The organism is Arthrobacter crusticola (assembly GCF_004357995.1).
Lineage (GTDB): Bacteria > Actinomycetota > Actinomycetes > Actinomycetales > Micrococcaceae > Arthrobacter_D > Arthrobacter_D crusticola.
This window is the reverse complement of the sequence record NZ_SMTK01000002.1, coordinates 292992-308135: the sequence shown is the minus strand read 5'-3', so window position 1 is coordinate 308135 and position 15144 is coordinate 292992. Positions and strand designations below refer to the sequence as shown.

The 15144-nt window shown below is 70.0% G+C and carries 10 protein-coding genes and 1 pseudogene; 1 reads left to right on the top strand and 10 read right to left on the bottom strand.

The features are described 5' to 3' along the window. The first annotated feature begins 87 nt into the window (after window positions 1–87). Window positions 88–852, top strand: coding sequence for a DUF6544 family protein (locus E2F48_RS05395; RefSeq protein WP_221411629.1), 765 nt, complete (start codon window positions 88–90; stop codon window positions 850–852). Between the two features lie 204 nt (window positions 853–1056). Here the strand turns inward: E2F48_RS05395 and E2F48_RS05390 are convergent, their stop codons facing one another. From E2F48_RS05390 to E2F48_RS05340, 10 genes and pseudogenes are all read right to left on the bottom strand, one after another. Further along, window positions 1057–3492 (bottom strand): glycoside hydrolase family 10-like protein, encoded by a 2436-nt coding sequence (locus tag E2F48_RS05390; RefSeq protein ID WP_133402982.1) that lies wholly within the window; start codon window positions 3490–3492, stop codon window positions 1057–1059. Window positions 3493–3679: 187 nt separating this feature from the next. Continuing rightward, window positions 3680–6301 carry a glycoside hydrolase family 38 N-terminal domain-containing protein gene (locus tag E2F48_RS05385; RefSeq protein WP_133402981.1) on the bottom strand — a complete coding sequence of 874 codons (2622 nt, stop codon included), beginning with the start codon at window positions 6299–6301 and terminating at the stop codon, window positions 3680–3682. Beyond that, on the bottom strand, window positions 6294–7034 hold the full coding sequence (locus tag E2F48_RS05380) for an N-acetylmannosamine-6-phosphate 2-epimerase (RefSeq protein ID WP_185149794.1): 741 nt from the start codon (window positions 7032–7034) through the stop codon (window positions 6294–6296). Before E2F48_RS05380 ends, E2F48_RS05385 begins: the two co-directional genes overlap by 8 nt. Next, the gene (locus E2F48_RS05375; protein WP_133402980.1) at window positions 7027–8637 is read right to left on the bottom strand and encodes an FAD-dependent oxidoreductase; all 1611 of its coding nucleotides are present in this window, start codon (window positions 8635–8637) and stop codon (window positions 7027–7029) included. Before E2F48_RS05375 ends, E2F48_RS05380 begins: the two co-directional genes overlap by 8 nt. Next, window positions 8634–10093 (bottom strand): annotated as a pseudogene (locus E2F48_RS05365) (DUF4127 family protein). Before E2F48_RS05365 ends, E2F48_RS05375 begins: the two are co-directional and overlap by 4 nt. Before the next feature lie 38 nt (window positions 10094–10131). Continuing rightward, on the bottom strand, window positions 10132–11166 hold the full coding sequence (locus tag E2F48_RS05360; RefSeq protein ID WP_133402977.1) for an ROK family protein: 1035 nt from the start codon (window positions 11164–11166) through the stop codon (window positions 10132–10134). Next, window positions 11163–11876 carry a GntR family transcriptional regulator gene (locus E2F48_RS05355; RefSeq protein WP_133402976.1) on the bottom strand — a complete coding sequence of 238 codons (714 nt, stop codon included), beginning with the start codon at window positions 11874–11876 and terminating at the stop codon, window positions 11163–11165. Before E2F48_RS05355 ends, E2F48_RS05360 begins: the two co-directional genes overlap by 4 nt. Further along, complete coding sequence (locus E2F48_RS05350) at window positions 11873–12778, bottom strand: carbohydrate ABC transporter permease (protein ID WP_133402975.1); 906 nt, start codon at window positions 12776–12778, stop codon at window positions 11873–11875. The genes E2F48_RS05355 and E2F48_RS05350 overlap by 4 nt, the downstream gene beginning before the upstream one ends. Further along, a complete protein-coding gene (locus E2F48_RS05345) occupies window positions 12775–13653 on the bottom strand; it encodes a carbohydrate ABC transporter permease (RefSeq protein ID WP_133402974.1) in 879 nt (292 codons plus the stop codon). Before E2F48_RS05345 ends, E2F48_RS05350 begins: the two co-directional genes overlap by 4 nt. An 88-nt stretch (window positions 13654–13741) precedes the next feature. Then, complete coding sequence (locus E2F48_RS05340; RefSeq protein ID WP_133402973.1) at window positions 13742–15058, bottom strand: ABC transporter substrate-binding protein; 1317 nt, start codon at window positions 15056–15058, stop codon at window positions 13742–13744. Window positions 15059–15144 lie beyond the last annotated feature (86 nt).

Sequence of the window (15144 nt, the reverse complement as noted above, 5' to 3'; positions counted from 1 at the left end):
GGAGGTCCTTCGACCCTGTGCGGGGTGTCGGGCCGGTGGAAGCGTAGTAGCCGGGCTGGGGACAACCAGCTGCGCGAGGGGGAAACGATGACGACAGCATTGAGGCCGGCGGCGCTCCGGGACGAATGGGCCTACCTCCGCACCGGAGAGCCTGATCCTCCCCTGTACGAGCCGCACCTGACGGCGGAACTGCCGGACGCGGTGCAGCGGTGGCTCGCGCACTCGCTCCGGCCTGGCACTCCGCTATGGTCCTCGGTGGAGCTCACCATGTCGGGGCAGATCAAACTCGGCTCCTCGTGGCGGCCCTTCCAGGCACGCCAGATCGTCGCTCCGCAGAAGGGCTTCATCTGGGCCGCCGAAGCACGCGTCGGAGGTCTCCCGGTTCGAGGCTATGACCGCTTCAGCGAAGGCGTCGGCCAGATGCGGTGGCGGCTGCTCGGAATCCTTCCGGTGGTGACCGCACGCGGCGTCGATGTCACCCGTAGCGCAGGAGGCCGCCTGGCGAGCGAAGGGGTCCTCGTTCCCACGGCATTCCACAGTGCAATCTGGAGCGCTGGCCCATCGCCCGACACTGCGGTGATGACGCGGGTGATCAACGGCGAAACCGAGCACGTCACGATCCAGGTCGATCCGGCAGGGGCGCTGACGGAGGTGTCGATGCTGCGGTGGGGCACCCCGGGAGGCTCTCCCCCGGGGCGGTATCCCTTCGGTGTGTCGATCGAAGCGGAGGCGGAGTTCGATGGGATCACCCTCCCCTCCATCCTTCGGGCCGGCTGGTTGCGGGGAGCCTCAAGGGGAAATGGTGACGGCGAGTTCTTCCGCGCCCGGATCTCAAAAGCGGTCTTCCGGTAGTGCCCGCACAGCGGAAGAAACGGGGCGGCTGCCACACCCGACCGCCCGTTCGCCGGCGTGAAGCGCCGGCTCCGAGCGGAGCTTGATCGGAGCGCAGCCTGATTCAAGCCCTGGAACCACCGTAGGAGCGCCCCTGGCTGGGACGCTCCTACGGTTTCCGCCGTCGGTTTCAGACCGGCGTCGTGCTGTTGAGGGAGTTACCGCTTACTTGGCGGCGGCCTGTCCGCTCCACCGCTGGTACATGGTGAGGTCGCGCAGCATGCGGGCCGCGAAGTCCGGCTGCACCTCGGCGGATCCGCTGATCAGCGACGCGGCCTTGGCGTAGACCTCGACGGCCTCCGCCGGCTTTCCCTTCTCCAGGAAGCTGTCGGCCCGGTCAAGTTCGCGCTGCACCTTGGTCGCCGTCTTCTCCGGGAGGCAGGCGCCGGCCGCCTTCGAAACGTTCTCCGCGGTCCACCGGCCGGCCTCGCGGGAAGCCGCAACCAGGTCGCTGTGCGGAGTGGTCGCCTCGACGCGGAACACACCCTCTTCCAGAGCCGTCGCCTGCGGGGCGGAGAGCTGGTTGTAGGCGAACAGCGCAGCGCCGTCGGAGTGCGCGTCGCGGACGGCCTGGGTCTGGTCCACCAGCACATCCGGTGACGATCCGCGGAACGGACCATAGGTGGCGGTGTAGAGGAGATTCTCGTCGCCGACGGACTTCCGCATCAGCTCGGTATCCCGTGCCACGGATGAGGCGGAGGTACCGAAGGACATTCCGGTGAGGACGTCGACATAGCCCTTATCCACCCAGTCGGCCCAGTTCTGGAACTTCTTGGCCAGGCCGTCGGCCGGGTCCGGGAAGACCGCCGCGGACAGCTGCGTCTCGGGTGCCAGCTTCTGCTGCAGCTCGCGGACCTCGGAGACGAATGACGTGACGTTCTCCTCGCGCCAGGCGTCCCACGACTTCCACAGCGGATCGGCGGGGGTCAGCGTGTACGGGTCCTTGGCGAACTCCGCAGCGAAGGCTTCACGGGAGAAGTCGCTGTAGGAGAAGGAGGCCGTCTGCCAGGGCTGCGAGACCGGGTAGCGGATGTAGTCGAGGTGGAGGCCCTCGACGTCGTACTTCGTCAGGATCTCCTCGTAAATCGACTTCATGTAGGCCCGGGGCTCCGGCATGGCGGGATCCACGAAGAAGTAGCCTTCCTCCTGCGAGGAGGGCTGTGGGCCGGTCTTGCCGACGTCCTCGCGCTCGACGGCGGCCCACTCCGGGTGCGCCTCGAGGATCGGACCGGCGCCGCCGTTCTCGTTCACTGACTGCGCACCGACGAAGAAGGTGTGCACCCACGGGTGCAGTTCGATGTCCCGGGCGTGTGCCTCGTCGATCCAGACCTGGAGCGGATCGAATCCGACCATCTCCGGGCGCTGCGCCGCGATGCCGTTGTCCTTGGCGACGGCACTGGGGTAGATGGTGTAGCCCTGGAAAACCGTCTCAAGGAAGACCATGTTGACGCCTGCGGCGTCGATCTCGTCGAGCGTCTTCGCGATCTGGGCGGGCGTGGTCTCCGTCGGGCGGACCCACATGCCGCGGCCTTCGACCGGGCGGGATTCCGCGGTGCGGTACCAGGCCAGCTCGGCCGCTTCGCGGGCCCGTTCGGCCAGCGCCACCGAGCCGTCGACGTCGCCCGCCTCCGAGGCCTTGGCCGCCTGGTCGAGCAGCGAGCGGGCCTCAGCGGCAGCGGCGGCCGACCCCTCGTTGTCGATGGTGAGGCAGCTCTGTCCGGCGGCCGTGAGGGAGTCGCCCGCACGCACCAGGGCCTGTTCGGCGCCGTAGATGTAGGTGCTCTCGTCGATGGTGACCGTCAGGGTCGATCCTTCGATGGCGACCTTCGCGCCGGGAATGGCATTGCTCGAGAGCCAGGCACCGCGTCCGCCGTGGCCGGAGATGACCATTCCGTCGGCGGGGATCTCGCGGTTGTTGCCGCCGCGGGAGACGACGCGGCCGTCCACCACAGTCACTTCGTAACCGTAGTCGTTGGTCTTCGTGGTGGGGCGTCCGGAGGCCGCGGTGTAGACGATGAGCTGTTCGGCGCCGCGGCAGCCGGGGTAGCAGTTTCCGGAGGCGGGGTCCACGCCGCCGGGGTAGCTCGCCGCGGTGGGGTCGGTCGCGTCGATGGTGGTGCTCACGGAGCGCACGGTGAGGCCGTCGAGGCTGACGAGCTCTCCGACGTGGATGTGGTCCCGGAGGAAGGTGCGTACGTCCGGCGTGCCGCCGGGTGAGGCGGAGAGGACGGCGCCGTCACGCGGGATCGCATTGTTGCCCTTGTTCGCGCAGCTGGTGAAGACGGTGCAGACATCGAGCACCTTGTAGGTGCCTGCGGTGGCAGTCTCCTGCAGGACCGCCTCTCCCCCGAACTGGTTGGTCTTGGTCGAGGGCCCGAACTCCGGCGTGTAGAGGGCGAACATGCCGGCGGTGCGGCTTGAGGGGTTGATGGCGTCGAGGGCCTGCACGGTGCCGTCGGCGGCGACGGCACGCGGCCCGGCCGGTGCGTCGGCCGGGGCGGCCAGGGCACTGCCGGGGGCCGAAGCCAGTGGGATGAGCAGGGCTGCGCTGAGGGTTGTAACGAGCGGCCACCGGCGTTGGTGGGTGATGCTTCTTCGCATTGGACCTCCTTGGTCGATCCCATCTTGTTGTGGTGGTTCGTACAAGTCAAGACAGTTTGAGCGTATTGAAGCCTTTAATTACAGGGGTCTTGTGTTTTTCGGATTAAGTGGTCCGTACCTATCAGGAACGCCTACGGGCACGCCGAAAAGCCGCGGCTGCTCGCCGCGGCTTTTCGTATGGGGACGGTCAGCCCAGGAGAAGCGTCACCAGCCCATAGGGCGGAAGCTCAAGGTGCAGCTGGTCGCCCAGGGGCAGATCCTCCACGGGAGTTTCATCGATCCGGGCCTGGCGCACGGTGGTGACGCCCTCCGGGACGGCGACGGTGGCGGAGGCCGGGAGCGCGCTGGGGTTCGAGATCCGGAGCACGGAGCCGCCGGCCTCCTCGGCGGGCTTCCAGGCCGAGACGAGGGCGCCGGTCACCTCCGGCGCCGTGCGGGGTGCCGAACGGCCCGACGGTGCCGGAACCCCGGGGCGGAGGGCGAAGGCGGCCAGCGGAGCGGCGTGGAGCGCCGCCGCGGCCAGGAAGGCGGGGTTCTCCGGTTGGACGCCCTTCCCCAGCACGACGGCGACGTTCACGGTGATCGGCCCGAGGCACTGCGCCTCGGGCACCGGCAGCATCGGCCCGGCGCCGGTGGTGCGGGTGCGCAGGTCAAAGCGGGAGAGCCAGCCGACGGCGCGCAGCAGGGTCACCGCGAGGACCGCCGAGCCGCCGTTCCGGAAGGCCTGGACCTCGGGCAGCCCGCGGGTCAGGAGGGCGACCGCGTCCGGGCCGCGGCCCACGCAGGCCCAGGAGGTCACGGGGGCCACCGGGTGGGCGGCCTCGAGGGCGGCCTCGGTCGGCAGCGGCCCGAGTTCGGGGCCGATCGGCCGGTCGATCGTCGACCAGTGCTGGTCCGCCGTCCACACGTCAGCGTCGGCGTCGACCGGCGTCTCAAAGCGCAGCCGGTGATCGCGTGCCCGGTTGTCCAGCGTGATGGCCCACTCGAGGCGATCAGTGTCGGCCCAGTGGGTGACGGTCACGTCCAGCGGCGAGTCGATGGGAGAGGCGCTGCGGCTGTCCCGGTCCTCCCCAATAGCCTCGGGGAGGGTCAGGACGGCGTTGATCCGCAGACGCGTGCGCAGTTCGGTGCGGGAGACCTCGACGTCAACGACCCGGGGCAGGGTGGGCAGATCGCCGGGGACCGGGTCGAAGTTGTAGGTGTCCCCGCGGTCGCCGGAGGAGACGAGGCGGCCGACGCCCTCGTGGACGACGCCGGTGGTCGTGTCCTGCACGCGCAGGGAAGCGTCGTCGAGCACCTCGAGGCGGAAGCGTCCGCTCTCGACGACGCGGCTCTTCTGCACCTCCGGCCCGGCGGTGGCTTCGCCGAGTTCGGCGGTGAACGTCATCCAGCCGAACGCGGGGAGGTTCCCTGCCGTGAAGGCGAGGGTATGGGTGTCGGTGTCCCGGCTGTCGGGGAGCAGGTCGAGGTCGGCCTCGAAGACCTTCCCGCGCCGGGTGGCGGAAACCTCGAACGGGATACTCCGGCCCGCCGCGTCCCGCAGGCCCGTCACCACGCGTCCGGCCTCGGTCACCAGCTCGACGGTGGCGGGACCGCTCACCGGTGTGCCGTGGCCCGAGAGTACGACGACGTCGGCGCTCTCGCGCGCCGGGTCGCCGTGCTGGCGGGTGTCGACGCCTTCGGCCAGCAGGAGCCTGCGCAGCAGCAGGTCCGCGGTGTCGGTGGCGCGCTGGGCGCGCACGGTGGTCTGGCGGTGCACCTCGTCGGTGCTGCAGCCGCAGATCGAGTCGTGGGGCGCGTTCTTGATCACGAGGTCCCACGCGTCATCGAGCAGTTCGGCGTGGGAGTCCGGCGCTGCGGGGGTGCCGGCCACGGCGAGGGATGCGGCCAGCCGGTGCCGGGCCAGCTGCGGCTCGACGAAGCGCTCGAGCAGCGTCTGCACCCGGTGGTTCGCCAACTTGACGTAGGTGCGCGCAGAGAGGGTTCCGGGCAGCAGGAAGGTGAGCCGATTGCCCAGGGTGCGGAGTTCGCCGGAGACCTCGGGCAGGTCGATCGCCGCGGCACGGGCCCCGGCGAAGAAGTCCTCAAGGGTTGTCTCGACCAGGGCGACGCCGGCCCCGGCGGCGGCCTCCTGCCGGTCGGCCGGCGGACGGGGCACGAGGTGGTCTCCGCCGTTAAGGAGCAGAAGCGGCCCCTCCGGCATCCGGTTGCGTTCGGTGTCGACAAACTGCTTCAGCTGGGTGTCGCTGGTGCCAGCGTCCCAGAGGGTCTCGGTCTGGTGGTAGCCCTGGTTGACCGTGAAGACCTCGCTCCCGTCCGGGGAGATCCAGCGGAACCGGGCGTGTTCCGGCGGCGCCCCGCGCCAGACGAGGGCGGTGTCGATGCCGAAGCCGTTGAGCAGCCGCGGCAGGTCCGCCGGGTGCCCGAAGGCGTCGGGTGAGTAGCCCACCGGAGAGAGCCTTCCCATCCGGGTGCCCCACCGGCGGGCGCGCAGGAGGTTCCGGACGAGGTTCTCGGCGGAGACGAGCTGGTTGTCGGCGAGCACGTGCCAAGGCCCGACTGTCAGCCGCCCGGAGCTGATGTGCGCGGCGAGGCGCGCCTCGAGGTCGGGGCGGATCTCCAGGACGTCGGCGAGGATGACGGTCTGTCCGTCGAGGTGGAAGGAGGCGTATTCGCCCTTATCGAGCGCACCGCACACCCGCTCGACCAGTTCAACGAGACGTCCCCGGTACCCGTCGAAGGTGCGGTACCACTCGCGGTCCCAGTGGACGTGGGAGATCACATGGCAGGTCTCTTGGGGTTCAGACACGGGTGCCTTCCTCGGTGGTGGCGGCGACGGCGGAGGTGCGCCGGGCGAAACGGGCGGTAATCGACTGCGGGTGGGTGATGGCGGAGCCGACGACGACGGCGGCGGCGCCGAGTTCGAGGGCGGTGGCGGCGTCGTCGGGGGTGGCGATGCGGCCTTCGGCGAGGAGGGGCACGGTGAGGACGGCGGCGAGGTCGGCGACCAGGGCGAGGTCCGGCCCGGGGCCGGGGCGGCTGTACGGGGTGTAGCCGGCGAGGGTGGTGGAGACCAGGTCGGCACCGGCGGCCTCGGCGGCGAGGCCTTCCTCGACGGTGGAGACATCGGCCAGGACGAGCACCGGGGAGGCCTCCTTGAGCCGGCGGATGGTCTCGGCGAGAGTGAGCCCGTCCGGGCGGGGCCGGGCCGTGCCGTCGAGGGCCACGATGTCGGCGCCGGCCCGCGCCACCTCGACCGCCGCGGAGAGGGTGGGTGTGATGTAGACGCCGGTGTCACCGATCTTCCAGAGCCCGATGATCGGGGCGTCCGTTGCGGCACGCACGGCGCGGACGTCGTCAGGCCCCTCGAGGCGGACGGCGGCGGCTCCGCCGGCGAGCACGCTCAGGGCCATGGCGGACATGTGGACAGGGCCGCGCAGCGGTTCGCCCGGGTAGGCCTGGCAGGACACGATGAGGTGGCCGCGGAGGCGGTCGAGGATTCCTGCCGGCTGGGGTGCTGCCGCGGGGAACTGCTCAGGCACTGGGGATCTCCGTACTGGTGGGAACGAGGGGTGGGACGGCAGGTATGCGGGCCGTTGGGAGGTCGGTTGGGTGGGCGACGGCGTTCTCGGGCCACGCGATCGGCGCGCCCCGGGTGGTGAGGGCGTCCTGCACCGCGCGGAGCCGGCCGGGGTCTCGAACGATCCCGCGCACGCTGGCTGCCGTTGCGGCACTGACCGCCGCGATCACCCCGGCCGCCTCCCCGATCGCCCATTCGCCGGGCTGCAGCCGGTAGGCCGCGGCGGCCACCTGCGTCGCGGCGAGGTTCTTGGCGCCCATCACGAGGTTGGCGGGCCCGACCCCCTCGGCGGGAACCAGGGAGCGGGCGGGGATGAAGAACGGCGCCGTCTCGCTGAACACCGAGCTGGGGTGACCCACCCGGGGGTGCAGGTCGGCGTGGTACCAGGCGATCCCGACGGAGTCGGGGAACGATCGGGCCAGCCCGTCCGGGCCCGCCATCAGGTCATGCTCGGTGACCGGATCGGGGTTGGCCAGCCGCCGCGACTCGCGGACGTAGGGGGCGGCCGCGAGCCCGTCCGGGGTGCCGCTCAGCTCGGGGGCGAGGCGCAGTTCCGGGTAGCCGCGGCCGGTGCCGAGCGGGCCGGGCCCGTCCTCGGGGTCGCGGGGCACCTCGGTGCGCAGCCAGTGGATGAAGGCCAGGGTGAGGTTCCGTGCCTCCCGCGTGGCGCGTCCGGGATCCGCGACCAGGCCGCGGGCGCTGTAGTCGTTGCCGGCCCAGTTGATCACGGCCGCCTCGGGCTTGCCGGAGGCGGCGGTACGGATCCTGCGGTACTCCCAGAAGGGCGGTTTTCCGTCCGGGCCGTCGCGGAAGAACCGGTAACGGTGTGTCACACCGTCCCAGCCGTCGAGGTCGAGGGAGAACGGCTGGGAATCGCGTAGGCGGGCGTAGTCCTCGGGGGCCGGGCCTACGGGGAGGGGAACAGGTTCGCGGACCAGCGCGGCGACCCAGGTGAAGGACTGCTCCGCGCGCGGGTCGGCCGGCCCGGGGACGGCGTCGGGTTCGCCGTAGGCGTCGGTGCCTTCCGAGCCGATCACCCAGGCGGTGCGGGTGAGGGGCAGCAGGTCCCCGGTTTCGGTGGCGTCGATAAAGACCCCCGCGGACACCTCGAGGTGCGACCCGTTGGGGCCCTCCAACTCCACCGCCTCGATTCGAGGATCGGACCCGGCGCCCAGCACTGCCCGCACCGGCGTATGCCCGGAGAAGAGCCGGATCCGCCCGGAAGCGAGGTGCTCCTCGAGCATTTCCTCAAGTACGTCCAGGCCGACGAGCGGTTCGAAGCAGAGCCTGCTGACCCAGCCTTGACCGGGGTTGACGGCGCCGCCGCAGGCCGCCCGGACGAGGTCCCGGAAGCGGCGGTAGGTTGCGGTGACGCCGGCGGATTCGACGAGCGGGTGTTCATCGAGCGGTGCGGTGAGCTGCGAGGTGACCTGCCCGCCGATCATCGGCTCGGCGGCGGTGAGCACCACTGAGCTGCCGGCGTCGGCCGCGGCGAGGGCGGCGGCGATCCCGCCGAGTCCCCCGCCGATGACCGCGACGTCGTCGGCGAGGCGGGTGCGCGTCATCGGCCGAAGCCCAGCGTGAAGTCAATCTCGAATGTCCGGTGCCAGGGCAGGGTCAGGCCGGACAGGTAAATGCCCTCGAACCCGGGCCGCTTCAGCACGGCGTTAAGGCGGTCCTCCGCTACGCGCAGGACGGGATTGCGGGTGTCGGCGGGCTCGACGGTGTCGTGGAGCTCGGGATTCGAGCCGAGCTCGGCCCGCACCCGGGCCCGCTCGACCGACATCCAGCCGTAGTCCTCCACCACCCTCCGGGCGAGGGCGAGGCGGGCTTCGTCGGGGTTGTACGTGCCGGCCGCGCGTCCGGCGCAGGTCGCCACGAGCTGCGCCGCGACGGTGCCCACGGTGTTGCCCGCGGTGTTCCAGGCGGCGAAGCTGCTCAGCTTCCCCCACGCCCCGCGCTCGTCAAGGGCGGCGATGAGGGCCGGGTCCGCGCCGTTGGGGCGGTGCACGTCCGCGAGCCCGACGACGGGCGCGCCGGTGGCGGCGGCGTCGAGCACCAACTGCGCGGTGGCGGCGGCTGCCTCGGTGTCGTTGCTCTCCTGCGGGGAGACGGCCCAGTCGGCGTGCGGGGTGCGGGGAGCCTCGGGGGCATGCACCACCAGCACGGCGTCCCATCCCCCGGGATTATGGCCGCCATCACCGCCGCCGAAGTCGGGCACCGCGCCCGCGGATTCAATCTGTCGACGGATGGTTTCGCGCACCGTTGTCGATTCGTAGGGCGCCACCCGCTCAAGCGTCTCCGGGCGGCGCACAGCACGCCGATGCGCGGGGCGCGGACCCGGAGGACGTCGAGGCAGGCGCGGGCCACGAGGACGGCGCCGATCTCGTCGGCGCCGGGCTGGACGAGTGCGCGGCCGCCGAGTTCGAGCCGCTCCACCCAGCCCTCGAGGGCTTCCTGGTCGGTGGCCGAGAGGGAGCGCTGCGAGGCGTCGTCGATGCCGACGACGAGGTGGTCGATGACGCTGCGGCCGGTGAGTTCCAGGGCAGCGAGCGCCAGGGTGTGCTGGCGCATCCTGCGTCCGAGCCAGTCCCGGCGGACCTCCTCAGGCAGCGCGTCGCGCGCCTGGTCGACGCCCTCACCCGTCGCGAGGGCACCCGAGAGCCGGTGCAGCGCCGGGCCGTGCGGGTTCCAGTAGGAGGGTTCCTCCATGGCGTCGAGGGAGTCCGGGGTGCGCGGGACGAGGGAGAAGCCGTAGACCGTCGCGCCCGGGTGGTCGAGTGCCGACCACCGTCTCAGGACGTCCGATACCGATTCGCTTCCGATGCGCGAGGGGATCAGGCCGCCGAACCCGAGGCCCTCGAGGGAGACGACGACGTGTCCAGAGGTTCCCATCCGGTCGGAAAGCCAGCCGGCGAGGACGCCGGGATCACCGGGCTGCCGGATGGAGGGCAGTGCCTTCGCCGGGGGCAGGGCGCAGTCGAGACCGGCGATGCGGGCAACGGATGCCGGGAGTTGCATGCAGACGGGCCGCTCATCGAGGGGGATCAGCGCAATGCTCATGAGGTCACTCCGGTTCCTGTCGCCGACACGGCGGGCGCCGGGACGGCCGGCGCCGAACCTGCCGGTGCCGCCGTCACGCCGCCGGCAGCCGTCATTGTGCCGCCGACTGCCGACGCCGGATGCGGCAGGCTGCGGGCGGCGCTGACCGCCCCGACCGCGACGGCCGCGGCCCCCACCGTTGACGCCTCGATGCGCAGGTCGCCGACGGCCGGGATGGTGGTGGCGCGGGCGGCGGTGCGCACGCGGTCGAGCCACCACTGCCCCAGTCCGGCGACTCCTCCACCGATGACCACGAGGTCGGGATCGAAGACGTTGGCAAACGAGCCCAAAGCCACACCGAGCGCCTCCGCACCGCGGTGGAGCACCGCGCGGGCCGCTGAGTCGCCGGCCGCTGCTGCGCGGTCGACGTCACGCAGGGTCCCGGCAGTTCCACCGGCCTCCCGGAAGATCTCGGTCATGGCGGTTCCCGAGGCGACCGCCTCGAGATGCCCTGCCTTCCCGCAGGGGCACGGCCGCCCCTCGGCGCCGGGGACCAGCACATGGCCAAAGTGCCCCGCGGCGTCGTGCGCTCCCCAGTGGAGCTGCTCGTGCACTACGAGGGCGCCGCCGATCCCGGTTCCGACGGTCACGCCAAGCACGGTGCCGGCGCTGCGTGCCGCACCGTGCCGGACTTCTGCGAGCGTGAAGGCCTGGACGTCGTTGACCACCCGGACCGACGCCTCCGGGAACGCTTCCCGGAAGGCCGACCACAGGTCGGTCCCCTGCCATCCGGGCAGTGCATCCGTCGCGGAGAGGACACGGCCGGTGCGGTGGTCGATGACCCCGGCGGCGCCGATGCCCACGGTGTCGATCCGGCGGTTGCCGGCCGTGGTGAGGGCGAGGCCGAGCGCGTCGGCGAGCACGCGGGACGCTCCAAAGGAGGCGCGCGTCGGGATCTCATCGACGGGCCCGGCGCCGCCGTCGCTTCCGACAAGTGCGGCGAGGGTCTTGGTGCCCCCGATGTCGATGCCGAGCGCGGTGCCGGCCGTCACCGTCCGCGCGCCTTCTCCACGGTGACATGGAAGTCGTAGCGGTCGGCGCGGTACAGGCTCTTGGCCTGCTCGACGACGCGGCCCTGCGCGTCGGCGGCCACCCGGGAGACGGCGAGCGCCGGCGAGTAGGGCGGGACCTCGAGCAGGTGCGCCTGGTCGGTGGTGAGCACGGTGGCCTGGATCGTCTGGGAGGCGGTGACCGGGCCGCGGCCGATGCCCTCGAGGTAGTCGTAGAGGGAGGAGTTCTCGTCGAGTTCGAAGTCCTCGGGCACCAGTTCGGCCGAAATCCACACGTTTTCGAGGCACATCGGCAGCCCGTCGGCGGTACGGACCCGCTCCATGTGGACGATGCGGGCGCCCGGGGAAATATTGAGGACGCTGGCGGTCTCGGCGTCGGCCTCGGTCCACGTCACCGTGCTGGCCCGCGACCCGGGCACCATGCCGCGGGCACGGATGTCCTCGCTGAAGGAGGTGAGCGTGAGGGACTTGGTGATCTTGGTCAGGTCGGACACGAAGGTGCCCGCCCCCTGCACCCGGTAGACGAGGCCGTCCTCGGCGAGCCGGGTCAGGGCCTCGCGCACGGTCATGCGGGAGAGCCCGTACTGGGCCATCAGTTCGCGCTCGCTGGGCAGCGGGGCGTGGGCGTCGAGTCCACTGGTGATCAGCTGCTCGAGTTCGGTGCGCAGGATCTCGTACTTTGGTGCGCTCATCCCTTGATTCCCCCTTCTCCGACGCCGCGGAAGAACCACCGCTGCAGCGCGAAGAACAGGAGCAGCAGCGGAAGGACGGCGATCATGGTTCCGGCGGCCACCACGCGCTGGTTGCTGGTGAAGGTGCCGGAAAGATACTGAATACCCACAGTAAGGGTGTAGTTGGACGGGTCCTTCAAAATAACGAGGGGCCAGAGGAAGTCGTCCCAGGCGAAAACGAAGGCAAAGATGGCGACAACCATCAGGGAGCCCTTCACCGAGGGCAGCGCAACCCGCAGGAACCGCTGCCAGTCGGAGGCGCCGTCGATCATGGCGGCCTCCTCGATCTCCCGGGGAAGGGAGCTGAAGGCGGTGCGCATGATCAGGATCGACAGGCCGGTGGCGGCCGCGGGCAGGATCACGCCCATCAGGCTGTCGACGAGGCCGAGGGAGCGCGAGGTCAGGAACACCGAGACCATGATCACCTCGAACGGGATGATGATGGTGGCCAGGAACAGGATGTCGACGAGGGTGCGGCCACGGAAGCGGATCCGTGCCAGCACGTACCCGGCGAGCGAGGCGAAGATGCAGTTAAGGACGGCCGACGACGTCGACACGATCAGCGAGTTGCCGATGTAGCGGAAGACCGGGATGGTCTCCGCGACTGCGGCGTAGTTCTCGGCGGTGGGCGAGACCGGGAAGGGGTTGGCCGTGAAGATCGATTCGGCCGGGCCCTTCAGGGAGGTGCCAAACTGCCAGATGAACGGGCCTGCGAGCAGCACGAACACGAAGGCGAGCAGCAGGTAGCGGACGGCGTAGTTGACGGCCTTCCGGCGGATGCTCGCCCGGCTCCTGCGGCGGGGGCGGTCCGGGCGGGACGGCGTCGTCCGGGCCGGGGGTGTCCGGGTGGCGACAGCGCTCATCGCGTCTGCTCCATTCTCTGCGAGCGCAGATAAAGGATCGAGAATCCGATGGTGAGGACGAACAGGGCCAGGCTCATGGCGGAGGCGTAGCCGATCTCGCCGCTGAGCCCGAGGCCGACCTCGCGGATGGTGTACACGAGAGTGCGGGCCTGTCCGCCGGGGCCGGCGGTTCCGCTGCTGATGACAAAGATCTCGGCGAAGACCTTCATTGAGGCGATGGCGCCGAGGAGTCCGACGAGGAACATGGTGGAGCGCACACCCGGGAGGGTGATGGACCAGAAGCGGCGGGCGCCGCCGGCGCCGTCGACCTGGGCTGCCTCGTGGAGGTGCTGCGGCACGTTCCCTAGGGCGGCGAGGTAAATGACCATGTAGTAGCCGAGGCCCTTCCACACGGTGACGAGCATGCAGCTGAGCAGCAGCAGCGAGGTATCGGTGAGGAACGGCAGGGGCTCCTGCACGATGCGCAGTGCCTGGAGCACCCGGTTCACGGCGCCGTCGGAGGACAGCAACCAGGTCCAGATCAGCCCGACGACGACCATTGAGGCGACGACGGGCGAGTAGAACACGGAGCGGAAGAACCCGATGCCGGGCAGGTTCTTCTCGACGAGCACGGCGAGCAACAGCGGCAGGAGCATGAGCAGCGGCACGACGACGACGGCGTAGAGCAGCGTGTTGCGCACCGACGTCCAGAACTGCGGATCGCCGAGGAGCGCGGCGTAGTTCTCGACCCCCGTGAACTTGCCTCCGCCGAGGGTGGTGGCGTCGGTGAAGGACAGGACCAGGGTGTTGAGGAACGGGCCGATGTGGAAGATGAGGGCGATGGCGAGCGCCGGGGCCAGGAACACCCACGGCAGCCAGCGGTACTGGGCTTTCATTTCCTGCTCTCTCCCTCGGGTGCTGCGGTTGGTGCGGTCGGCCGGGCTGCGTCCCGGGATTTGTCGGGACACCGCCCGGCCGGGGTGATCACTTGCCGGTGATGGCGTTGGCTTCGGCCACGGCCTGGTCGAGCGCCTCGGAGGCGGTCAATTCACCATTGAGGGCGAGTTGGATCTTGCCGATGACGGCCGACTTCACGCGGTCGTCGAACTGCACGGGCACCAGGTTGCGGGCGTTCTCGAGCTGTTCGGCGGCGATGCGGCGGGCCTTGGACTCGACGGTTCCGTCGGAGTCGTCGGTGAAGTACGGGTCCTCAAGGGCCTCGGTCACGGAGGGGAAGATGGTGACGATCTTGGAGAACTCGAGCTGATTCTCGGCGTTGGTTATGAATTCGGCGAACTCAAGGGCGGTGGCCCTGTTGTCGCTGCTCTCGGGAACGAGCAGGCCCATGACGGAGACGTTGGTGGGGCCGCTGTCTCCGGTGATCTGGGGGCCGACGTCGGTTGCCTTGGCGATGTCTGGGGCGTTCTCCTCAATGATGGACAGGAAGTTGGCGCCGGAGGGGAACAGGGCAATCTGGCCGGCCTGGTAGGCCTCGGTCTCCTTGGAGTGGTCCTGCGTCAGCGAATCCGAGGGGAAGACGCCCTCCTTGTAGAGGTCGGCGAGTTCCTGCACGTAGGCCTCGGCCTCGGGGGTGTTGAAGGTCCATTCGGTGCCGTCCTCGTTCATCAGGGGGACGCCGAGTCGGGCGAGGTCGGGGATGAAGCGGTTTTCGAGGGCCGGGTGCATCCCGTGGATGTCGCCGCCCTTTTCCTTGATGGTGCGGGCGGCGTTGAACAGTTCCTCGTAGGTGGCCGGTGGCTGCTCGGGGTCGAGCCCTGCCTTTTCGAACATCGCCTTGTTGTACATGGTCACTTCGGAGCTGAGGTACCAGGGGAAGCCGTAGGAGCCCTCCTCGCCGGGAACCTTGAACGCGTCCCAGGCGCCCTCGACGTAGGTGTCCTTCAGGTCGGGCACCGCCTTCTCGAGGTTCACGAAGGCGCCCTGTTCCTCGAGGGGCTGGGCGAAGTTGGGGTTCAGGTTGACGACGTCGGGGAGGGAGTCGGCCTGGGCGTCGGTCGAGATTTTCTCCTGGGCGCCTTCGAAGGGGATGTCGATCCACTTCACCGTGGTGCCGGGGTGTTCGGCCTCGAAGTCGTCGATGACGCCTTCGATATAGTCGGTGAACGTGGGCTTGAGCTGAAGCGTGGAGAACGTGATTTCGCCGGTGACTTCGCCCTCGGCTGCGTTGGCTTCGGCACTGTCCGACCCCGAGTTGAGCCCGCAGCCGGTGAGGCCGAGGACGAAGACGCTGGAGAGCGCGAGGGCGGTGGTGGAGAACTTCTTCATTGACTGTGCTCCCATTGACAGAATGGCCACCTGAAAAGGTGATGAAAGTAAGTGGTTCGTACCAGTTACTTGATCCTCGCCTAACGGGACGCCATAGGTCA